This window comes from Paraburkholderia sp. BL25I1N1 (genome assembly GCF_003002025.1).
Classification (GTDB): domain Bacteria; phylum Pseudomonadota; class Gammaproteobacteria; order Burkholderiales; family Burkholderiaceae; genus Paraburkholderia.
The window spans coordinates 1-19672 of the sequence record NZ_PVZB01000049.1; the positions used below are offsets into that span (position 1 = coordinate 1).

Genomic DNA, 19672 nt, shown 5'->3' on the forward strand with positions numbered 1-19672 from the left:
ACGAATTCCAGACGCAGATTCATGGTGTCTCTCGGGTTCCAGGGCATAACCGGCTCCAGGCGATTCGCTCGCCCAGAGTGTTACCCATGTCTCCGCACACCTGTTACCCATGTCTCCGGTCCATACATGCACCGAAGGGTTCGAATGCAGCGAACGATTTCTCCGCGCCCAAGCCTGATATTAATTAGACATCCGTAGCGTTTCGCTTAGCCCGCATGCCGCCGACGGCACTTGAATCAGCCGCCTGCCCGCTTCGCTTTCCGCATTGCAGCATAGCCGTTACAATCGTTTATCGAAAAGATATTCGATCTCGACATTACTGAACCGTAGCAAAGGAGAAGACATGGAGATTCGCGACAACGTTTTCCTGATCACCGGCGGTGCATCAGGACTGGGCGCAGCCACGGCGCGCCTGTTCGTCGAAAACGGCGGCAAGGTGGTGCTCGCCGACCTGAATGTGGATGCGGGCGAGGCGCTCGCCGAGGAACTCGGCGGTGTGTTCGTCAAATGCGACGTGAGCCGCGAAGACGACGCCACCCAGGCCGTCGAAGCCGCCACCAGGCTCGGCACGCTGCGCGGTCTGGTCAATTGCGCGGGCGTCGCGCCGGCCGTCAAAACAGTCGGCAAGGACGGTCCCCATCCGCTCGACGCGTTCGCGCGCACCATCTCGATCAATCTGATCGGCACCTTCAACATGGTCCGGCTCGCCGCCGCGGCCATGTCGAAGAACGAGCCGAACGCGAATGGCGAGCGCGGCGTGATCATCAACACGGCGTCGGTGGCCGCGTTTGACGGCCAGATCGGCCAGGCGGCTTATGCGGCATCCAAGGCCGGTGTGGCCGGCATGACGCTGCCTATCGCACGCGACCTGTCACGCAACGCGATCCGCGTGATGACGATCGCACCGGGCATTTTCGAAACGCCCATGCTGCTCGGCATGCCGCAGGAAGTGCAGGACGCGCTCGGCGCGATGGTGCCGTTCCCGCCGCGCCTCGGCAAGCCGGCCGAGTACGCAATGCTGGCCAAGCAGATCTTCGACAATCCGATGCTCAACGGCGAAGTGATTCGACTGGACGGCGCGATCCGGATGCAGCCGAAGTAAGCTGACATGCAGCGCGCGGTTTCACAAAGCAAGCCGCGCTAAAGAAAAACGCCTGCACATGAATGATCCTGTGCAGGCGTTTTGTTTTGAGCGGTGGTAGCGATGCCCGTTGCCCAGGCGCGCTTTTTACTCGCCGTCGTCGTGCTGAGCACGCTGACGCAGTTCGTGCAATTGCGATTCCACCATGGTCGCGTCCTCGGCATCCGGCCGGTCGCCGAGATAACGCTCAAGGTCTTCGACCGCGGGGCGCAGATAATCGAGCCGCGCATAAGCGAAGCCGCGATCACGCACTTCCTCGATACTTTCCGGCAGCAGGATCACGAGACGCTGCTGCACCGCCAGCAGACGCTGCCAGCGTTCCGTCTGAAAATACGTGGACTTCAGATTGCGCAGCATACGCGCGATGATCTCGCGACGCGTGGCCGGTTGGAGCAGCATGCGCAGCGCCCTGCTCACCGATTCGCCCGCCGAGGCCACATACGGCTCCAGCATTTCCACCATTTCCGACTCGGACAGCGAGTGGCCGCTGGTCGGATCGAGCATCACGTCGCCATCGGGCGTGGTTACGCGCAACAGGAAGTGGCCGGGAAACGACACGCCGCGCACCGGCACGCCGATCTGTTCCGCCATTTCCAGATACAGCACCGCCAGCGAAATCGGAATGCCGCGGCGACGTTTGAGCACCGCGTTCAGATGGCTGTTGTCGGGGTCGTAATAGTCGTTGAGATTGCTGGCGAAACCCAGTTCGCGGAAGAAGAACCGGTTCAGAATGCCGACCTTCTGCTTGATGTTTGCGTCGTCCGGCATGCGTCGCTGCAAGCGCACCACGAGCTCGTCGATCTCGGCGAGCGTGCCTTGCAGATCGAGATCGGGATAGGCGTCCTGCGCGAGCGAGAGCGCCGCCTCGGTCAGCGGAAGACTGTCGTCTTCGGCGACGAGCGTGCTGAAATAGTCGAGAACTCGCGTCATCGTGATCACTTCACTCGCCTTTTGAAATACGCGTACTTGAAGCCCATCAGCCAAAGCATACCGAAATATAGCGCGGCGAACAGCACGAGGCACGCTGCGAGCAGCACCATGCGGTCGACCGGGCGACTGTGCATGCCGATCCAGTCGAAGCTGACGGCCAGCCAATGCATCGTGCCGGCCAGCACCAGACAGGCGCCGAACAACTGCACGAAAAATTTGAGCCAGCCGCTCGAAGGCGTATAGATGCCGCGCTTGCGCAGCCCGAGAAACAGCAGCAACGCATTACCGCAAGCGCCGAGCCCGACGCTCAGCGTCAGCCCCGCATGCGCGAAGATCGGCACGAACAGATAGTTGCTTAACTGCGTGAGAATCAGCACGCCGACGCCGATCTTCACCGGCGTTTTGATGTCCTGCTTCGCGTAGAAACCCGGCGCGAGGATCTTGATGAGAATCAGGCCGATCAGGCCGACGCCATACGCCGACAACGCGCGGGCGACCATCACCACCGAATTGCCGTCGAACTTGCCGTAGTGAAACAGCGTGGCGGTCAGCGGCTGCGCGAAGAAAAACAGCGCGACGGCGCTCGGCGCGGCCAGCAGGAAGGTGACGCGCAAGCCCCAGTCGAGCAGCGACGAATACTCGTGCGGGTCGGCGTCGACGTGCGCCTTTGACAGGCTCGGCAGCAGGATCGTGCCGAGCGCGACGCCCAGCAGCGCGGTCGGAAACTCCATCAGCCGGTCGGCGTAGTTGATCCACGACACGGCGCCCGGCCCGATGCGCGAGGCGATATTCGTGTTGATGATCAGGCTGATCTGCGCGACCGAGACGGCGAACATCGCGGGCACCATCTTCGACAGCACGCGCTTGACGCCGCGATGCGCGAGCGCCTTCAGCGGATTCAATCCGATGCGCGGAATCATGTCGATCTTCTTCAGACCCGGCAGCTGCACGAGGAATTGCAACACGCCGCCGGCGATCACCGCCCACGCGAGCGCATAGACCGGCGTTTGCAGACGCGGCGCGACGAACACGGCGGCGACGATGAACGCGACGTTCAGCAGAACCGGCGCGAACGCGGGCAGCGAAAAGTTCTTGTACGTATTCAGCACGCCCGACGCCAGCGACGTCAGCGAAATGAAAATGATGTACGGGAACATGATGCGCGTCATGGTGACCGCGAGGGCGTACGCCTGACCCTCGTGCGCGAGGCCCGAGGCGACGATGAACACCACGCCCGACGCGCCGACGACGCCTATCAGCGAGAGGACCGCCAGCGCCCAGGCGAGCACCGTCGAGGTGGCGTCGACCAGTGCTTTGGTGGCGTCGTGACCTTGCTGGTTCTTGAACTCGGCGAGGATCGGCACGAAGGCTTGCGAGAACGCGCCTTCGGCGGAGATACGGCGCAGCAGGTTCGGAATGCGGAAGGCGACGTAGAACGCGTCAGTGTATTGACTGGCACCGAACGCGCGTGCGATCAGCGTTTCGCGGGCCAGTCCGGTCACGCGAGACAGCAGCGTGAAGCCGCTGACCGTCAGCAGGGCTCGGAATAGATTCATGGGGCGCTTATTATACGGGTGCCGCGAGTGCGGACGACGAGCCGGAACGCGATTCGGACCGATTTGCCGCGCAGACGTTCGATCGAAAAACGAATCGCGGCGTCTTTTTGAGCGCGGCCGCGCCGTTCTGGGCCCTCGGACACGCCCCGCCTCCACTTTCCGCGCGGACTGCGGCACGCTTGCTCCATATGGCCGCCGAGCGGGCGCCGGACTTTGCGCAATTGGGCGGCAGAGCTTTGTGACGCTTTCCCGTTGCCACGTGCCTGATTTTGTTGCTATAATCGCTGGTTTCGAAGCTCGCTCAACTTTTCGGACGGGGTTCAGATCGGTCGTACGCTAGCCACAGCTAACCGCGCGCCATCTGCCAACAACCCTTGATTAGCCCGAAAACACAGGCTTGCCTTCGCGTAGTCCGATCGATTTTTTTCGACACTTTTGCGCTCTTGGGCAATCGCTTCCAAGAGTTCGATCTAAAAGCAGCGCCTCACCACTTGAAGGTCAGGTACTGGAAACAGGAACAGGATAAGGAACCGTCATGGCTAACTCCGCACAAGCACGCAAGCGCGCCCGCCAGGCCGCCAAGGCAAACTCGCATAACTCGGCACTGCGCTCGAAGTTCCGCACGGCTATCAAGGCTGTCCGCAAGGCGATCGACGCCGGCGACAAGGCCAAGGCCGCTGAAATCTTCCAGGCATCGTCGAAGACCATCGACATCATCGCCGACAAGAACATCGTTCACAAGAACAAGGCAGCTCGCCATAAGAGCCGCCTCGCTGCAGCCATCAAGGGTCTGCAAGCGTCCGCAGCACAGTAATCCCGGTCAGCCCGCTTCGGTGGGCTACCTCCTGTTTCCGCTGCACAGAAGGGCCCGCCTCGGCGGGCTTTTTTGCTTCGGACCGACAGATTCGCACTGCATCGCGTAGGCCGTCGCGCTCGTGACTGACGGACTGAGCGTAAAAAACCCGCTACCGGCGGGTTTTTGTTTTTGCTTTTGCTTTTGCTTTTGCCGAGCCGGCAGGCTCGCGCTAGATCACGTGCCGTTTCTCTTGCGGCGTGGCGTGCTCGAGTTGCAACTCGCACGCCTCGGTCACGACGAGGTCGTTGTCTTTAGCGAAGTTGAGGACGAAGTCGAAAGCCATGGGTTCGATGTCGCGCAAACGCGAATCGAGAATCACGCACTTGAGGTCGCCGATCATGGTCGGCCGCACGTACCGCGAGTACTGCATATAAGCGTTCGGCCCTTTCCTTGCGCCGGGGCCGAAGCAGGCCATGACGCCTGCGAGACGCTCCGACCAGTCGCTCGGCCGAAACTTTTTTCCCTTCGACGTGATGCCCTGAATGAAATATTCGGTTGGAGCTGCTTCGGCCATGTAGGAATACCTGTGTAACTGCCCAGCGGGATGACGGCAAAACGGACGGCGGAACGGCGCTGAATTGCCTGGTAATTGCTGAAACCCGCCTGAGACCCGCCTGGAACTCGCTGACCATGCCGCGTGGCGAACCACGCCGCCAGAAACCGCGAAGAGCCGGCTAAGCCGCCTTGGTGCTCATCGTAACGGCGCACCGCGAGCAGGTCATTCCGAACCGCGCGAGCCGAGGTCGGCCAAGCGAAATACCGGCCTGCTGGGCTTTGGGATAACCCGCGGATTATAACGCAGAGGACCCTTTTCCGCAGCGCACACAAGACATGTCTAACGGTTTCACGAGGCTTTCAGACAGCTTGCCCAGCCTTTTGGCCGACTCGTCAAATCGGGCGAAATCCTTTATGCTGCATTGAGTTACCACAAACGACGGCGGCGCCGTCCGGCAATCCTGCCGGGTGAGACCGCCGTATTTGTTTCATGACCGCCAAGAAAATTCGCCACTACCTGCAGTTCAAGGATTTCTCGCTGGAAGACTACGAGTACGTGCTGGAACGCGCGCGCATTCTGAAACGCAAATTCAAGAACTACGAGACTTACCATCCGCTGCACGATCGCACGCTGGCGATGATCTTCGAAAAAAATTCGACGCGCACGCGCCTGTCGTTCGAAGCCGGCATCTTCCAGTTGGGCGGCCACGCAGTTTTCATGAGCACGCGTGACACGCAGCTCGGCCGTGGCGAACCGATCGAAGACGCCGCGCAAGTGATCTCGCGCATGGTCGACATCATCATGATCCGCACGTTCGGCCAGGACATTCTTCAGCGCTTTTCCGAGAATTCGCGCGTGCCGGTGATCAACGGGCTCACCAACGAATATCACCCGTGCCAGGTCCTGGCGGACATCTTCACGTACTTCGAGCATCGCGGTCCGATTCGCGGCAAGACGGTCGCGTGGGTGGGCGACGCGAACAATATGCTGTACACGTGGATCGAAGCCGCACAGATTCTCGGCTTCAAGTTGCGTCTGTCCACGCCGCCGGGCTACAAGCTGGACCGCGCCATGGTCGCTGCCGAAAGCGCACCGTTCTACGAAGAATTCGACGATCCGAACGAGGCCTGCACCGGCGCCGACCTCGTGACCACGGACGTCTGGACCAGCATGGGCTTCGAAGCCGAAAACGAAGCGCGCAAGAAAGCCTTCGCCGACTGGTGCGTCGACGCCGACATGATGGCGCGCGCCAATGCCGACGCACTCTTCATGCACTGCCTGCCCGCCCACCGCGGCGAGGAAGTCAGCGCGGAAGTGATCGACGGCCCGCAAAGCGTTGTATGGGACGAGGCGGAAAATCGTCTGCATGTGCAAAAGGCCTTGATGGAATACCTGCTGCTCGGCAAGCTGAATCACTGAGCGAGCCGCTCGGTCGGCGTTGAGCGGCATCTGCGTGAAGCGCGACGGGGCCTTGAATACGAGGCAAGGCATCCACGTTTAGCGCCATGCATCGAGCCGGCGTCCACGGCCGCGACTGGCTGTAAACGGACCCGGCTTCGACACCGCACCGCCCCAAAAACGCGGGCGGCCTGCGGTTTAGTGTCAAAATAGTGGTTTTCCGCGCTCCGGGACCGCCGGCGCGCCTTGTTTTCCCGCTTTCTCCAGCTACGAGTTCACCATGAGCGATATCAAGAAAGTCGTGCTCGCCTATTCGGGCGGCCTCGACACCTCCGTCATCCTGAAGTGGTTGCAGGACAATTACGACGCCGAAGTCGTCACGTTCACGGCCGACATCGGCCAGGGCGAAGAGCTGGAACCGGCGCGCAAGAAAGCCCTGCAACTCGGCATCAAGCAGGACAACATCTTTATCGAAGACCTGCGCGAAGAATTCGTGCGCGACTACGTGTTCCCGATGTTCCGCGCCAACACGATCTATGAAGGCGAGTACCTGCTGGGCACGTCGATCGCGCGTCCGCTGATCGCCAAGCGTCAGATCGAAATCGCCCGCGCCACCGGCGCGCAAGCGGTGTCGCACGGCGCAACCGGCAAGGGCAACGACCAGGTTCGTTTCGAACTCGGTTACTACGCGCTGGAACCGGGCATCAAGGTGATCGCACCGTGGCGTGAATGGGACCTGCTGTCGCGCGAAAAGCTGCTCGCGTACGCGGAAAAGGCCGGCATTCCGATCGAAATGAAGCACAAGCAAGGCGGCGCCCCGTATTCCATGGACGCGAACCTGCTGCACATCTCGTTCGAAGGCCGTCACTTGGAAGACCCGAAGGCGGAAGCCGAAGCCGATATGTGGCGTTGGACCGTGTCGCCGGAACAGGCGCCGGACCAGGCTGAATACCTCGACATCGAATACGAGCACGGCGATCCGGTCGCGATCAACGGCAAGCGTCTGTCGGCTGCGGAAATGCTGACCGAGCTGAACCGGCTGGGCGGCAAGCACGGCATTGGCCGTCTGGATCTGGTGGAAAACCGTTACGTCGGCATGAAGTCGCGTGGCTGCTATGAAACGCCGGGCGGCACGATCATGCTGAAGGCGCACCGCGGCATCGAGTCGATCACGCTCGACCGTGAAGTGGCTCACCTGAAAGACGATCTGATGGCGCGCTACGCGTCGCTGATTTATAACGGCTACTGGTGGAGTCCGGAGCGCCGCGCGATCCAGGTGTTGATCGACCATACGCAAGAGAAGGTCAACGGCTGGGTGCGCGTTAAGCTGTATAAGGGCAGCGTCTCGGTGGTCGCACGCGATTCGAAGGAAACGCTGTTCGACAAGACGATTGCCACGTTCGACGACGACGGCGGCGCTTACAACCAGGCCGACGCCGGCGGCTTCATCAAGCTGAACGCGCTGCGCATGCGAATTGCGGAGAATGCGCGCCGTCAGCGTGACTGACAGCCGGCGTTTCGGCGCAGGATAACTTCGCGGTAACGAAGTCAAGCGCCGCGAGGCGCGGCCGAAGCCAAAACGTAGACGCAAAAAAGGCGCCGGAAGAAAATTCCCGGCGCCTTTTTTATATTCATCAACGAATCGTCACAAAAAAACCGGCTCCGCCTCCAACTCCACCCCAAATCGCTCCAACACATCGCGCTGAATCGCTTTTGCAAGCGCCAGCACCTCCGCCCCGCTCGCGCCGCCGCGATTCACCAGTACCAGCGCCTGCCGCTCATGCACGGCCGCCGCGCCCATCGCGCGGCCTTTCCAGCCGCATCGATCGATCAGCCAGCCGGCGGCGAGTTTCACCCGTCCATCCGGCTGACGGTACGACACGACGTCCGGCTCCCTGGCCTTCAGCGCCTCGAACGGCGCCGCCTCGATCACCGGATTTTTGAAGAAACTACCGGCGTTGCCGAGCTCCAGCGGATCGGGCAGCTTGGCGCGCCGCACCGCCACCACCGCATCGAAGATCGCCTGCGCGCTCGGCGGCGTATCCGCCTGGCCGCTCGCAGCCAATTCGCGGGCGAGATCGGCGTAGCCGGCACGCGGCTGCCAGACCTTCGGCAAACGGAATGTCACCGACGTGATCACGAAACGGTCCCGTCCTTCCCGTTTGAAAAAACTGTCGCGATAGCCGAAGCGGCACGCCTGCGCATCCATTTCGATGACGTCGCCGGTAGCCAGTTCAACCGCGCGCAGCGACGCGAAGCGCTCGACCATCTCCAACCCGTACGCGCCGATATTCTGAATCGGCGCCGCGCCCACGGTCCCCGGAATCAACGCGAGGTTTTCGAGACCCGGCAAACCTTGCGCCAAAGTCCAGCCGACGAACTCATGCCACGGCTCGCCGCCGGCCGCTTCGACGTACCATGCGTCATCGTCCTCGCGCACGACGCGGCGGCCTCGCAGCGCGATCAGCAGCACCAGGCCGCCAAAATCGCCGGTCAGCACGACATTGCTGCCGCCGCCCAGCACGAGACGCGGCAGGCCGGCTGCGCGCGGATCGCGCATCGCGGCCATTAGTTGCTCTTCACGCTCGATGCGGCAAGCAAACTGCGCGCGCACATCGAAGCCGAAGGTGTTGTGCGCCTTCAGCGGATAGCCGGCCATGAACGCGGCGGAGTGGGTTTGGGACATCGGAATCGGAACAGTGAAACGACGAATCAAGCAGCCGATGAAACCGGCTTCGGGCCCCGGCCGCGCGACAATGCGCGGCGGCCTTGGGCAAAAGGGAGTGGCGTCGGTAAAATGACGTCCGGTCCGTGATTATAGCGAGTGCCCCGTGAGCAGCCGTCCGGTTGCGTCACGCACCGCAGCACTATTGGGAGAAAAAAATGCCATCGTTTGACGTCGTCTGCGAAGCGAACATGATCGAAGTCAAGAACGCGATCGAGCAGTCCAACAAGGAAATTTCCACGCGCTTCGACTTCAAAGGGTCGGACGCGCGCGTCGAACACAAGGAAAACGAAATCACGGCCTACGCGGACGATGATTTCAAACTCGGTCAGGTCAAAGACGTGCTGTTGTCGAAAATGGCCAAGCGCAACGTGGACGTGCGCTTCCTCGACCATGGCAAGATCGAGAAGATCGGCGGCGACAAGGTCAAGCAGGTCATCAAGATCAAGAAAGGCGTGTCGGGCGATCTATCGAAGAAAATCGTGCGCCTCGTGAAGGACAGCAAGATCAAAGTCCAGGCGAGCATTCAGGGCGACGCGGTACGTATCACCGGCGGCAAGCGCGACGACCTGCAAAGCGTGATCGCCATGCTGCGCAAGGACGTGACCGATACGCCGCTCGACTTCAACAACTTCCGCGATTGATCTGCCGGCGCACGTGCGGGCGCCGAACGCGCGCACGGCACCGCGCATGACAGGTGTGCTGGGCGCTCAGCACCAGGCGCTGAGCGCTGGGTAGCCCGTATTGGGCTCGGCGTACCAGGCGCAAAACTGCCGGCGCGTAAGCGGGCGCCTGTCTCTAGCCTGCGCTGCCGTGCTCCACGCGGCATTCGCGCGGAGCCGTGCAGATGGTGCGCAGAGCACCAAAGCCCTAAGGCTTTAAAAGCACGAGCGCGAAAGCAGCGCACTTCAAACGTCGCTCCCCCCCGCCGGCTTCGCCGCCGTATCCGCCTTCTTCTTGGCTCCGATCCGGCTCTCCTGCCCGCGCATCAGCTTGGCGATATTGCCGCGATGCCGCCACACCAGCAGCGAACTCATCACGACGATCGCCAGCGCGATCACATGCGGTCCGAACAGAAAACCGTCGAAGATCGGCGCGAACACCGCCGCGGCCAACGCCGCCAGCGACGAATAGCGCGTGAAGAACGCCACGATCAGCCACGTCAGCAAAGTCGCGACGCCGAGAATCGGATTGATCGCGAGCAGCACGCCGGCCGCGGTCGCCACGCCCTTGCCGCCCTTGAAGCGGAAGAAAACCGGATACAGGTGACCAAGAAACACGGCCACTGACGCAATCGCCACCGAGGTCTCGTCGAGCCCGTAACGCGCGCCGTAGTGCACCACGAACCACACCGGCAGCCAGCCCTTGAATGCGTCGCCGATCAGCGTGAGAATCGCGGCCTTCTTGCTGCCGCTGCGCAGCACGTTGGTGGCGCCCGGGTTGCCCGAACCATACGAGCGCGGGTCGTCGAGGCCCATCGCGGCGCTCACGATCACGGCAAACGACACCGAACCGATCAGGTAGGCAACGACAGCAACGATCAGGTTTTGCATCTGGGACTCTTATAAGGATCGGCGGTCTGAAACTCGACACCCCAACCGCAACAGGGCGCGCAACTTGGAACAAGGCGGCGCACATTCTACCGAACCCGCGCACACGCAAAACATTCAGGCAAACGTCAATCGACGCTCGCGCACTGCACCGCCTTCGCCGCCAGTAACTCCGTCAGCACCTTCGGCTCGATGCTGATCAGAAAACCGCGCCGGCCGCCGTTCAGCCAGATTTTGTCCATGTCGAGAATGCTCGACTCGACGTACACCGGCATCTGCTTCTTCGTGCCGAAGGGCGAGGTGCCGCCGATCAGGTAGCCGGAATGCCGGTTCGCCACCTCGGGCTTGCACGGCTCGACGCGCTTCGCGCCGATCTGCCGCGCGAGGTTCTTGGTACTGACGGTGCGGTCGCCGTGCATCAGCACGATCAGCGGCTTGGCGTGCTCGTCTTCCATCACCAGCGTCTTCACGACGTGATGCTCGTCCACACCGAGCTGGCGCGCCGATTCCGCGGTGCCGCCGTGCTCGACGTAATCATAAGGATGTTCGCCGAAAGCGACGCCATGGCGGCGCAGAAACTGCGTGGCCGGCGTTTCGGAGACGTGTCTGGATTTGCTCATCGGCGCATTGTAATGGCGACTCTGCACAACGGCTATTTGCCGAACGGCTAATTGTGCGGGCCCAGCGGCTGTGGCACGATCGTTCGAGAATCTTCTGACGCACTGTACGTCGACCACCGAATCGTCTTTAGGAGACAGTGTTGAGCTTCGATTCGTCCACCCGTTCCACGATCGACATTTCCGCGCTGCTGGCAGCCCTGCCCGCACGCATCGCCGAGATTCCGGCGCTGGCTGCCGCACGCGATCCGCAGCACGTCGCCTTGATAGAGGATGCACGCCGCCTCACCAGCGCGCAACTGCTGCAGGCCGTCGACGCCGTCGCCGCGCTGCTGCGCGAAGCGGGCGTGCGCGGCGGCGATCGCGTGATGATCGTCGCGGAGAACAGCATCGTGCAGATCGTCCTCTTGTTCGCGACTGCCCGGCTCGACGCATGGGCGCTGGTATCGAACGCGCGCCTGTCCGCCGCCGAACTCGACTCGATCCGTGCGCACGCGCAGCCGCGCGTCGTCGCCTACGCCACGGAAAGCTCCGCGGACGCCAAGCTGCACGCCGAGCGCCATCAAGCCATCCAAACACCCACTATCGCGCCGGATATCGGCGCGTGGTCATACACGGTGGATAGCGCGGCGATAGCCGAACCGGTCGAAGCCGCAAGCGAGCGCCAATGCGCCGCGTTGATCTACACCACGGGCACCACCGGCGCGCCAAAGGGCGTAATGCTGTCGCATCGCAATCTGCTGTTTATCGCAGCGATTTCGAGCCGCCTGCGCAAAGTTGGCCCTGACGATGTCGTCTATGCCGTGCTGCCTATCTCGCACGTGTACGGTTTCGCGTCCGTCTGTCTGGGCAGCCTGCACGCAGGCGCGACCTTGCGACTCGCGCCGCGCTTCGCGCCAGAAGCCGTCCGCCGCGCCCTCGCCGAGGAACGCGTGTCGATTTTCCAGGGCGTGCCGGCCATGCACGCCAAACTGCTCGAACACCTGCAGACGCACGGCCACTCTTGGTCCGCACCGCAATTGCGCTTCGCCTATTCGGGCGGCTCGCCGCTCGATGCCGCCTTGAAAGCGCAGGTGGAAAGCGTCTACGGTCTGCCGCTGCACAACGGTTACGGCATGACCGAGAGCAGCCCGACCGTGTCGCACACCATGCTCGACGCGCCGCGCAGCGATTGTTCCGTCGGCGAGGTCATTCCGGGCGTCGAGGTGCGCTTCGTCGGGCTCGACGGCATCGACGCAGCGAAGGGCGAGATCGGCGAACTATGGGTGCGCGGCCCCAACGTGATGCTCGGCTACTACCGCAGCCCGGAGCAGACAGCCGCGGTCGTCACCGAAGACGGCTGGCTCAAAACCGGCGACCTCGCGCGGCAGGACGCGGACGGCGCCTTGCATATCGTCGGGCGCAGCAAGGAGCTGATCATTCGCTCGGGCTTCAACGTGTATCCGGCCGAGGTCGAACATGTGCTGAACGCGCATGCGCAAGTCGTACAGTCGGCGGTGATCGGACGCGCGGTGGAAGGTAACGAGGAAGTGGTCGCGTTCGTCGAGTTGCTTGCGGGCGCAGCGGTGACGCCCGCCGAACTGATCGATTGGTGCGGCGAGCGTCTCGCGCCGTACAAGCGTCCGGCCGAAGTCAAAGTGCTCGCCGCGTTGCCGGCGGCATCGACGGGCAAGATTCTCAAGCACCGGCTGCGCGAGTTTCTCTGAACGAAGCGCAAGCGCGCCGCGAATGCGTATCAGCCTCGCGGATGATGCTGCGCGTGCAGCGACTTCAACCGCTCCCGCGCCACATGCGTGTAGATCTGCGTGGTCGAAATATCCGTGTGGCCGAGCAGCAGTTGCACGACACGCAAGTCGGCGCCGTGATTGAGCAGATGCGTGGCGAACGCATGCCGCAAGGTATGCGGCGAGAGCGGCGCATGCACACCGGCTGCGCTCGCGTGACGCTTGATGATGTTCCAGAACTGCTGGCGCGTCATGCCTTCGGCGCGGCTCGTCACGAACAGCGCGTCGGTCGCGCGCGCGCCGAGCAACGCGGGCCGCGCCTCGCGCAGATAGCGTTCGATCCAGCTATGCGCTTCCTCGCCGAACGGAATCAGGCGCTCCTTCGAGCCCTTGCCCATGACGCGCACCACGCCTTCGTTCAGGCCCACTTCCACCGTCTTCAACGTGACGAGTTCGGTCACGCGCAAGCCGCTCGCGTACATCAACTCCAGCATCGTGCGATCGCGCAGGCCCAACGACGTATCGATGTCGGGCGCACCGAGCAGTGCTTCTACTTGCGCCTCGCTGAGCGTCGACGGAAAACGCGGCGGCTGTTTCGCCGAGCGGATGCGCACCGTCGGATCCACCTTCGTGCGATGCTCGCGAACGGCCCAACCGTAGTAGCGGCGAAACACCGACAGGCGCCGGTTCGCCGAAGTCGATTTGTCTTTCTGTCGCGCCGCGCTATAGGCGTTCAGATCGGCTTCGCTCGCGGTATCGAGCGACGTATTGCGGCTCTGCGCCAGCCATTCGCAAAAGAGCCGCAGATCGCGGCGGTACGCATCGAGCGTGTTGCGCGACAGTCCGTGTTCGAGCCACAGCGCGTCGCAGAACGCATCGATCGACGCCGAGCTGGCGACGAACAGAGGTGACGCGGTCACCGCGTCATCGGTCAACGTATCGCTCATGCGTAGGGAATGCCTTCATGCGCCAGCAGCCAGCGCTTGATGTTGCGGAAGAAACCCTCCTCGGCGTGATTCGCGAAGCCGCCGATGCCGCTCGAACTCACCACCCGATGACACGGAATCACGATCGGAAAGTAATTGGCGCCGCACGCCTGACCGACCGCGCGCGGCGCGCTGCCGAGTTGCCGCGCCAGTTGACCGTAAGTCAGCACGACGCCCGGCGGAATGTCGCTAATGGCCTGCCACACGCGCTTCTGAAACGCGGTGCCGACCGAGGCCAGCGGCAACTCGAACTTCGCCGACGCGCGCTCGAAATATCGCTCGATCTGCTCGGCCGCCTGCTTGGCCAAAGGCGTGTCGGGCGCGACGTTTTGCATCGAATCCGGCAGATAGACGATCTCGCGCACGGCCTCGCCTTCGAGGCGAATGCCGATCTTGCCGAACGGCGCGTCGATCACTGCGTTGAACATGATTGCCTGCTCCTCACTGGCGCGGGCGTTCGGGGTTGCAAGATAGCGTACCCGCATGGGGTGCAGACACGCTAAGCACACGAAGCACCGCCCGTTTGCCGCTACTTTACGCCGCTTCCAACGCCCATTCCACATGCTCGCGCACGACGGCGGAAGCGTCATCCGCACGCATTCTCAGCGCCTGCACGATCGCCTCGCGCGCCGGCCCGCTCAAACTGTCCGACGACGCACGCAGCGCGTTACCCATGCCCACCGCGAGATTGCGCAACCAGCTCTCGTAACCGATGCGGCGAATCGCGCTGCCCTGCATGCGCGTATCGAACTCGTCCGCGCTCCACGCGAACAATTCGACCAGCGACGCGCGATCGAGCCCATGCCGCACGTCGAAATCCGCGACCGGTGCGGCCTGCGCAAATTTGTTCCATGGACACACGAGTTGGCAATCGTCGCAGCCATACACACGATTGCCGATCAGCGGCCGCAATTCCAGGGGAATACTGCCCTTCAGTTCGATCGTGAGATAGGAGATACAGAGGCGCGCATCGACCTTGTAAGGCGCGACGATCGCCCCGGTCGGACACGCGCCGATACAGCGCGTGCAGCTTCCGCAATGCGAGCCCGGGGCCTCGGGTGCAAGTTCAGGCACAGTCTCGGCATCGGTCGGCAACGGCACATCGACATAAATCTCGCCGAGGAAAAACAGCGAACCCGCGTCACGTTGCAGCAGCAACGTATGCTTGCCGCGCCAGCCGATGCCGGCTCTCTGCGCCAGTTCTACTTCGAGCACCGGCGCCGAATCGGTAAATACGCGGTAGCCGAATGCGCCGATCTCGGCTTCAATTTTCTCGGCCAGATGTTGCAAACGGTTACGCATCACCTTGTGATAATCGCGGCCGCGCGCATAGATCGACACGACCGCCGCCGACGGGTCCGCGAGCCGCGCATGCTCGGCTGCGCGCCAGTCCCGCGTGAATGGGCCGTCCTGCAAAGCGCTTTCGCGCGCCTTTCCGCTCGATGTCTGCGCGGGCAAATAAGCGATGCGCGCCGTAATCACACGTCGCGTGCCGGCCACAAGCTCGGCCGGCCGCGCGCGTTTCATGCCGTGTTTCGCCATATAATCCATCTCGCCGTGGCAACCCGCTTCCAGCCAGGCTGCAAGCGGCGCTTCGGCAGCGGAGAGATCGGTATCGCTAATGCCGACCGCTCCGAAACCCAGTTCACGGCCCCACGTTTTGATGTTCAGCGCGAGCGCCTTCAGCGCCGCTTCATCGAAACAACGCTCGGCACGCGCATCGTCGTCAGACGCAGGCGTGCGGGAAACAGGGGACTCCGGACTTCGGTTCATCACGCCATTTTACGAGAATGCCTGCCAATCCCGATCTCGCGATCCAACCGCCCGCCAGCGCCCTGCTCGAACGCACCTTTGCGCTCGCGGACGAAGCCGCCACCATGGCCTTCGGCGAGCGCTTCGCGCAGGCGATCGAAAGCGTGCGCGAAGCCGCGCAACGCACGCCGGGCGCGGATGGCGACAAGGCGTTCTACGGACTGCAAGTCCAGCTCGTCGGCGACCTTGGCGCCGGCAAAACCACCCTCGTGCGCGCAACCTTGCGCGGCCTCGGCCACACCGGCCGCGTGCGCAGTCCCACTTACACACTCGTCGAACCCTACGTGCTCGAGCGGCCCGCCGGGGAACTCACGCTCTATCACTTCGATCTGTATAGATTCACCGATCCGGCCGAATGGGCCGACGCCGGCTTTCGCGAGTACTTCGACAGCGGCGCGATCTGCCTCGTCGAATGGCCGCAGCGCGCCGGGCGTCTTCTGGGCGTGCCGGATCTTGTCTTCTCGCTCGACCTCGACAATGAGAACGAGAACGAAAGCGACGGCCGTGTGCTCGTCGCACGGGCATACAGCGAATCAGGAAAGGCATGTCTCGAAAGATGTTGATCAAACCGTTCCGCTCGATCGAATCGGCGGCTACCGCAACGCATAACTGGCGGCGCCGGCAGATTCTCCGCGCGGGCGCGTCCACACTCGTGCTCGGTCTCGTCGCGCCGCGTCTTGCGTGGGCGAGTTCGGTGCTCGGCGTGCGGGTCTGGCCGGCGCGCGACTACACGCGCGTGACGATCGAATCCGATCAGCCGCTGCAGAACGCCCAGCAGTTGCTGCAGGGACCGGACCGGCTGGTGGTCGACCTGAGCGGCCTCGATCTGGATCAGTCGTTGAAAGACCTCGTCTCGAAGATCACGCCGAACGATCCGCAGATCTCGTCGGTGCGCGTCGGGCAATATCAGCCGCACGTGGTGCGCATGGTGTTCGACCTGAAGGGCTCGGTGAAGCCGCAGGTGTTCACGCTGCCGCCGGTCGGCGCGTACAAGTACCGGCTGGTGTTCGACCTGTATCCGGCGGTCGCGCCCGATCCGTTGATGGATCTGCTCGCGCAGACGGAACGCAAGCAGCAGACCTTCAACGAAGAGAACGGCGCGCCGCCGCCCGCCACGCTGAGCGGTCCGGGCACCACCCCGCCCACCGCCGACAACAGTGAGGCCTTCTTCGAGCGCTACGCGCAAAACGGCGGCAGCGGTAGCGGCTCCACTCCGGGCGTGCCGCGTCCGCCGGTGCATGTCGCGCCGACACCTGTGCCGCCGATGCTCGGCAAGCCGGCCACGCCTGCCGCGCCGGTGGCGCCGCCCACGGCCATCGCTCGCAATAAAGGCAACAGCGCCAGCACGCTGGGCGCGGACGACGCCGGCAGCGACGATACCTACGCCTTCACCAATCCCAAGTCCGGCAAGAGCAACACGGTGCGTCTGTTGACCGTCGCGATCGATCCGGGCCACGGCGGCGAAGACCCGGGCGCGATCGGCGGCTCGGGCACGTATGAGAAGCACGTCGCGCTCGACATCGCGAAGAAGCTGCGCGCGAAGATCGACGCGCAACCGAACATGCGCGCCATGATGACACGCGACGCCGACTTCTTCGTGCCGCTGAACGTGCGCGTGCAGAAGGCGCGGCGCGTCGGCGCGGACCTGTTCGTGTCGATCCATGCGGATGCGTTCACCACGCCCGACGCGAAGGGTTCGTCGGTGTTCGCGCTGTCCGAGCATGGCGCCTCGAGCGCCGCCGCGCGCTGGATGGCGAACAAGGAGAACTCGTCGGATCAGATTGGCGGCATCAACATCAAGTCCGCCGACGCGACCGTGAACCGCGCGCTGTTCGATATGTCCACCACCGCGCAGATTCGCGACTCGATGCGTTACGGCAACTTCGTGCTGAAGGAGATCGGCGGCATCAACAAGCTGCACAAGGGCTCGGTCGAACAGGCAGGCTTCGCGGTGCTGAAGGCGCCGGATATTCCATCGATCCTCGTGGAAACCGCCTTCATCAGCAACCCCGACGAAGAGCGCCGCCTGAATGACGACGCGTATCGCGAGAAGATGGCCGACGCGATCATGACCGGCATCAAGCGTTATTTTGCGGCGAATCCACCGCTCGCGAAGAACCGCATGACGTGAGGCTCGCGTGTGCAATGCGCACGATGCGATGATAACGGCCGCACGAAGCGGCCGTTTTTTCGTCCTGGTTCAGGCCAGCCGGCCGCTCAGCGCGTGAGCGAAAACCGCTGCACGGCCCAGCCGCCGAACACGTTCACGGCCAATCCCGCCATCACCAGCAAAGCGCCCGCGATCTGCGCCGCGGACAGATGCTCGTCGAGAAACAGCGACGCCGACGCGAGACCGACAATCGGCACCAGCAGCGAAAACGGCGCGACCTGGCTCGCCGGATAGCGTGACAGCAGACGGCTCCACAAGCCATAGCCGATCAGCGTGGCGATAAAAGCGAGATACACGATCGCGAAGATCGATGTCGCGCTGATGCCGGATAGCGCCGCGACGATCCGCTGCGGCCCCTCCAGCGCGTACGACAGCGCGAAAAACGGCAGCGGCGGAATGAGGCTGCCCCACACCACGAGTCCGACCAGGTCCACCTGGCCGACCTTTTTCGTAACGATGTTGCCGAGCGCCCACGAACAGGCGGCGCACAAGGTCAGGACAAAGCCGGCCAGCGTCATGGCGCTGCCGCCTTGCACGCCGATCACGGCGAGACCGCCGGCGGCGATCAGCAAACCCACCACATTCGGCAAACGGAACCGCTCGTGCAGGAACAGTGCGGCGAAAATCAGCGTGAAAAACGCCTGCGCCTGCAACACCAGCGAGGCCAGTCCGGCCGGCATGCCGACGTACATGGCCGAGAACAGGAACGCGAACTGGCCGAACGAAATCGTCGCGCCGTACGCAATCAGCCAGCGCCACGGCAGGTTGGGCCGTTTGATGAAAAACACCGCCGGCACGGCCGCGAGCGTGAAGCGCAGCGCGCCGAGCAGCATGGGCGGCACGCCATGCAGACCTACCTTGATTACGACGAAATTGACGCCCCACGCGATGACCACGACCATCGCAAGCAGCAAATCCCTCGGCGACATGCCGGACTCCAGTTGATTGTTCGATCTGGGAGTTTAGCGGAGGCGCGCGCTTGCAGAGTGCTTTAAAACGTAGTCAGCCGTTCAGCCAGTTTTCTATCCGCAGTCCTGGATAAGCCACAAAGTCGCGTTCATCGTTGGTGACGAGCACCACGTCGAGAGAGACAGCGTGCGCGGCGATCAGCTTGTCGAGTTGGTCTTTCTTGCGCTCGCGCGTCGCTTCACGGATCGGGCCGTACGCACTTGCCGCCGCGCTGTCGAACGGCATGACCTGAATATCCTCAGCAAGCGCCGCCAGGTTGCGACGCTCCCGCGCGCGATTCACCGACACGCTTACGCCGTATTCAAGTTCGGCGAAGGTGATGGCGGACATCACGACATCGCCGACAAAGCATTGCGCGAAGCGCGCGGCCACCTGCTCCGGCTGGTTCTTCATCAGGTAAATACACATGTTGGTGTCGAGCATATAGCGCGGCATTACAGATCCTCGCGCTCGGCCTGCTCGTGGTCGCCGCGGCCGGCCGCCATGAAATCGGGCCCGAATCTGGCGAATTTCTTGAGCACGCCGGCAAGCGGCCGACGCGTCGGACGAATCCGCAATTCGTCGCCCACGCGCTCGATTTCGACTTCGACGTCTGCACTGTCGAATGCCAATTCGGCGGGAATGCGCACCGCTTGCGAATTGCCATTACGGAAAACTTTGGTCAACATGCTCAGCTCCCAACACGGATGTACATTGGATGTACGTGCTTCCACTATAGCGATCCCCGCCAATATTGTAAATA

General features: G+C 62.9%; 20 protein-coding genes. 8 read left to right on the forward strand and 12 right to left on the reverse strand.

Annotated features, from left to right (window positions below; genetic code table 11):
* Positions 1 to 343: 343 nt before the first annotated feature.
* Complete coding sequence (locus B0G73_RS38655; protein WP_106286293.1) at positions 344 to 1102, forward strand: 3-hydroxyacyl-CoA dehydrogenase; 759 nt, start codon at positions 344 to 346, stop codon at positions 1100 to 1102.
* 126 nt (positions 1103 to 1228) lie between these two features.
* Here B0G73_RS38655 and B0G73_RS38660 read toward each other — a convergent pair whose 3' ends face one another.
* Both B0G73_RS38660 and murJ read right to left on the reverse strand, forming a co-directional pair.
* A complete protein-coding gene (locus B0G73_RS38660) occupies positions 1229 to 2071 on the reverse strand; it encodes a SirB1 family protein (protein WP_106286321.1) in 843 nt (280 codons plus the stop codon).
* Between the two features lie 5 nt (positions 2072 to 2076).
* The gene (gene murJ, locus B0G73_RS38665; RefSeq protein ID WP_106286294.1) at positions 2077 to 3627 is read right to left on the reverse strand and encodes a murein biosynthesis integral membrane protein MurJ; all 1551 of its coding nucleotides are present in this window, start codon (positions 3625 to 3627) and stop codon (positions 2077 to 2079) included.
* 535 nt (positions 3628 to 4162) lie between these two features.
* Between murJ and rpsT the strand changes: the two genes are divergently transcribed.
* Positions 4163 to 4441, forward strand: a complete 279-nt coding sequence (gene rpsT / locus B0G73_RS38670; RefSeq protein ID WP_012434165.1) for a 30S ribosomal protein S20 — start codon at positions 4163 to 4165, stop codon at positions 4439 to 4441.
* Between the two features lie 211 nt (positions 4442 to 4652).
* On the opposite strand, the gene B0G73_RS38675 is transcribed toward rpsT, so the two are convergent.
* On the reverse strand, positions 4653 to 4997 hold the full coding sequence (locus tag B0G73_RS38675) for a DUF3579 domain-containing protein (RefSeq protein ID WP_106286295.1): 345 nt from the start codon (positions 4995 to 4997) through the stop codon (positions 4653 to 4655).
* A gap of 471 nt (positions 4998 to 5468) precedes the next feature.
* Here B0G73_RS38675 and argF point away from each other — a divergent pair, with 471 nt between their 5' ends.
* Positions 5469 to 6398, forward strand: a complete 930-nt coding sequence (gene argF, locus B0G73_RS38680; RefSeq protein ID WP_106286296.1) for an ornithine carbamoyltransferase — start codon at positions 5469 to 5471, stop codon at positions 6396 to 6398.
* Positions 6399 to 6657: 259 nt separating this feature from the next.
* The gene (locus tag B0G73_RS38685; RefSeq protein ID WP_106286297.1) at positions 6658 to 7884 is read left to right on the forward strand and encodes an argininosuccinate synthase; all 1227 of its coding nucleotides are present in this window, start codon (positions 6658 to 6660) and stop codon (positions 7882 to 7884) included.
* 138 nt (positions 7885 to 8022) lie between these two features.
* Here the strand turns inward: B0G73_RS38685 and murB are convergent, their stop codons facing one another.
* On the reverse strand, positions 8023 to 9063 hold the full coding sequence (murB, locus tag B0G73_RS38690) for a UDP-N-acetylmuramate dehydrogenase (RefSeq protein WP_106286322.1): 1041 nt from the start codon (positions 9061 to 9063) through the stop codon (positions 8023 to 8025).
* A 197-nt stretch (positions 9064 to 9260) separates the two neighbouring features.
* Between murB and B0G73_RS38695 the strand changes: the two genes are divergently transcribed.
* Positions 9261 to 9746 (forward strand): YajQ family cyclic di-GMP-binding protein, encoded by a 486-nt coding sequence (locus B0G73_RS38695; protein WP_012434170.1) that lies wholly within the window; start codon positions 9261 to 9263, stop codon positions 9744 to 9746.
* Between the two features lie 264 nt (positions 9747 to 10010).
* On the opposite strand, the gene plsY is transcribed toward B0G73_RS38695, so the two are convergent.
* Positions 10011 to 10655, reverse strand: a complete 645-nt coding sequence (gene plsY, locus B0G73_RS38700; RefSeq protein WP_106286298.1) for a glycerol-3-phosphate 1-O-acyltransferase PlsY — start codon at positions 10653 to 10655, stop codon at positions 10011 to 10013.
* A 125-nt stretch (positions 10656 to 10780) separates the two neighbouring features.
* Positions 10781 to 11272, reverse strand: coding sequence for a Cys-tRNA(Pro) deacylase (gene ybaK / locus B0G73_RS38705; protein ID WP_106286299.1), 492 nt, complete (start codon positions 11270 to 11272; stop codon positions 10781 to 10783).
* Positions 11273 to 11412: 140 nt separating this feature from the next.
* On the opposite strand from ybaK, the gene B0G73_RS38710 reads away from it, so the two are divergent.
* Positions 11413 to 12975: a class I adenylate-forming enzyme family protein gene (locus B0G73_RS38710; RefSeq protein ID WP_106286300.1), complete on the forward strand. Its 1563-nt coding sequence runs from the start codon at positions 11413 to 11415 to the stop codon at positions 12973 to 12975.
* Between the two features lie 29 nt (positions 12976 to 13004).
* Here the strand turns inward: B0G73_RS38710 and xerD are convergent, their stop codons facing one another.
* The 3 genes from xerD to queG all read right to left on the reverse strand — a co-directional run bounded on the left by xerD (position 13005) and on the right by queG (position 15752).
* Positions 13005 to 13940: a site-specific tyrosine recombinase XerD gene (gene xerD / locus B0G73_RS38715; RefSeq protein WP_106286301.1), complete on the reverse strand. Its 936-nt coding sequence runs from the start codon at positions 13938 to 13940 to the stop codon at positions 13005 to 13007.
* Positions 13937 to 14407, reverse strand: coding sequence for a methylated-DNA--[protein]-cysteine S-methyltransferase (locus B0G73_RS38720; RefSeq protein WP_106286302.1), 471 nt, complete (start codon positions 14405 to 14407; stop codon positions 13937 to 13939). The genes xerD and B0G73_RS38720 overlap by 4 nt, the downstream gene beginning before the upstream one ends.
* A 106-nt stretch (positions 14408 to 14513) precedes the next feature.
* On the reverse strand, positions 14514 to 15752 hold the full coding sequence (gene queG / locus B0G73_RS38725; RefSeq protein WP_106286303.1) for a tRNA epoxyqueuosine(34) reductase QueG: 1239 nt from the start codon (positions 15750 to 15752) through the stop codon (positions 14514 to 14516).
* Positions 15753 to 15769: 17 nt separating this feature from the next.
* Between queG and tsaE the strand changes: the two genes are divergently transcribed.
* Positions 15770 to 16354, forward strand: a complete 585-nt coding sequence (gene tsaE / locus B0G73_RS38730; protein WP_106286304.1) for a tRNA (adenosine(37)-N6)-threonylcarbamoyltransferase complex ATPase subunit type 1 TsaE — start codon at positions 15770 to 15772, stop codon at positions 16352 to 16354.
* Positions 16336 to 17922 carry an N-acetylmuramoyl-L-alanine amidase gene (locus tag B0G73_RS38735; protein WP_106286305.1) on the forward strand — a complete coding sequence of 529 codons (1587 nt, stop codon included), beginning with the start codon at positions 16336 to 16338 and terminating at the stop codon, positions 17920 to 17922. The genes tsaE and B0G73_RS38735 overlap by 19 nt, the downstream gene beginning before the upstream one ends.
* Positions 17923 to 18008: 86 nt before the next feature.
* Here the strand turns inward: B0G73_RS38735 and B0G73_RS38740 are convergent, their stop codons facing one another.
* From B0G73_RS38740 to vapB, 3 genes are all read right to left on the reverse strand, one after another.
* Complete coding sequence (locus B0G73_RS38740) at positions 18009 to 18890, reverse strand: EamA family transporter (RefSeq protein ID WP_106286306.1); 882 nt, start codon at positions 18888 to 18890, stop codon at positions 18009 to 18011.
* Between the two features lie 73 nt (positions 18891 to 18963).
* Positions 18964 to 19365: a type II toxin-antitoxin system VapC family toxin gene (locus B0G73_RS38745; protein WP_106286307.1), complete on the reverse strand. Its 402-nt coding sequence runs from the start codon at positions 19363 to 19365 to the stop codon at positions 18964 to 18966.
* A complete protein-coding gene (gene vapB / locus B0G73_RS38750) occupies positions 19365 to 19598 on the reverse strand; it encodes a type II toxin-antitoxin system VapB family antitoxin (protein ID WP_106286308.1) in 234 nt (77 codons plus the stop codon). The genes B0G73_RS38745 and vapB overlap by 1 nt, the downstream gene beginning before the upstream one ends.
* Between the last annotated feature and the right edge of the window lie 74 nt (positions 19599 to 19672).

Coding starts and splice junctions, on each gene's coding strand:
- B0G73_RS38655 (WP_106286293.1), top strand. CDS start 344: ATGGAGATTCGCGACAACGTTTTCCTGATCACCGGCGGTGCATCAGGA.
- B0G73_RS38660 (WP_106286321.1), bottom strand. CDS start 2,071: ATGACGCGAGTTCTCGACTATTTCAGCACGCTCGTCGCCGAAGACGAC.
- B0G73_RS38685 (WP_106286297.1), top strand. CDS start 6,658: ATGAGCGATATCAAGAAAGTCGTGCTCGCCTATTCGGGCGGCCTCGAC.
- plsY (WP_106286298.1), bottom strand. CDS start 10,655: ATGCAAAACCTGATCGTTGCTGTCGTTGCCTACCTGATCGGTTCGGTG.
- B0G73_RS38720 (WP_106286302.1), bottom strand. CDS start 14,407: ATGTTCAACGCAGTGATCGACGCGCCGTTCGGCAAGATCGGCATTCGC.
- xerD (WP_106286301.1), bottom strand. CDS start 13,940: ATGAGCGATACGTTGACCGATGACGCGGTGACCGCGTCACCTCTGTTC.
- B0G73_RS38745 (WP_106286307.1), bottom strand. CDS start 19,365: ATGCCGCGCTATATGCTCGACACCAACATGTGTATTTACCTGATGAAG.
- murB (WP_106286322.1), bottom strand. CDS start 9,063: ATGTCCCAAACCCACTCCGCCGCGTTCATGGCCGGCTATCCGCTGAAG.
- B0G73_RS38695 (WP_012434170.1), top strand. CDS start 9,261: ATGCCATCGTTTGACGTCGTCTGCGAAGCGAACATGATCGAAGTCAAG.
- queG (WP_106286303.1), bottom strand. CDS start 15,752: ATGAACCGAAGTCCGGAGTCCCCTGTTTCCCGCACGCCTGCGTCTGAC.
- ybaK (WP_106286299.1), bottom strand. CDS start 11,272: ATGAGCAAATCCAGACACGTCTCCGAAACGCCGGCCACGCAGTTTCTG.
- B0G73_RS38740 (WP_106286306.1), bottom strand. CDS start 18,890: ATGTCGCCGAGGGATTTGCTGCTTGCGATGGTCGTGGTCATCGCGTGG.
- tsaE (WP_106286304.1), top strand. CDS start 15,770: ATGCCTGCCAATCCCGATCTCGCGATCCAACCGCCCGCCAGCGCCCTG.
- B0G73_RS38675 (WP_106286295.1), bottom strand. CDS start 4,997: ATGGCCGAAGCAGCTCCAACCGAATATTTCATTCAGGGCATCACGTCG.
- B0G73_RS38735 (WP_106286305.1), top strand. CDS start 16,336: ATGTCTCGAAAGATGTTGATCAAACCGTTCCGCTCGATCGAATCGGCG.
- argF (WP_106286296.1), top strand. CDS start 5,469: ATGACCGCCAAGAAAATTCGCCACTACCTGCAGTTCAAGGATTTCTCG.
- rpsT (WP_012434165.1), top strand. CDS start 4,163: ATGGCTAACTCCGCACAAGCACGCAAGCGCGCCCGCCAGGCCGCCAAG.
- murJ (WP_106286294.1), bottom strand. CDS start 3,627: ATGAATCTATTCCGAGCCCTGCTGACGGTCAGCGGCTTCACGCTGCTG.
- vapB (WP_106286308.1), bottom strand. CDS start 19,598: ATGTTGACCAAAGTTTTCCGTAATGGCAATTCGCAAGCGGTGCGCATT.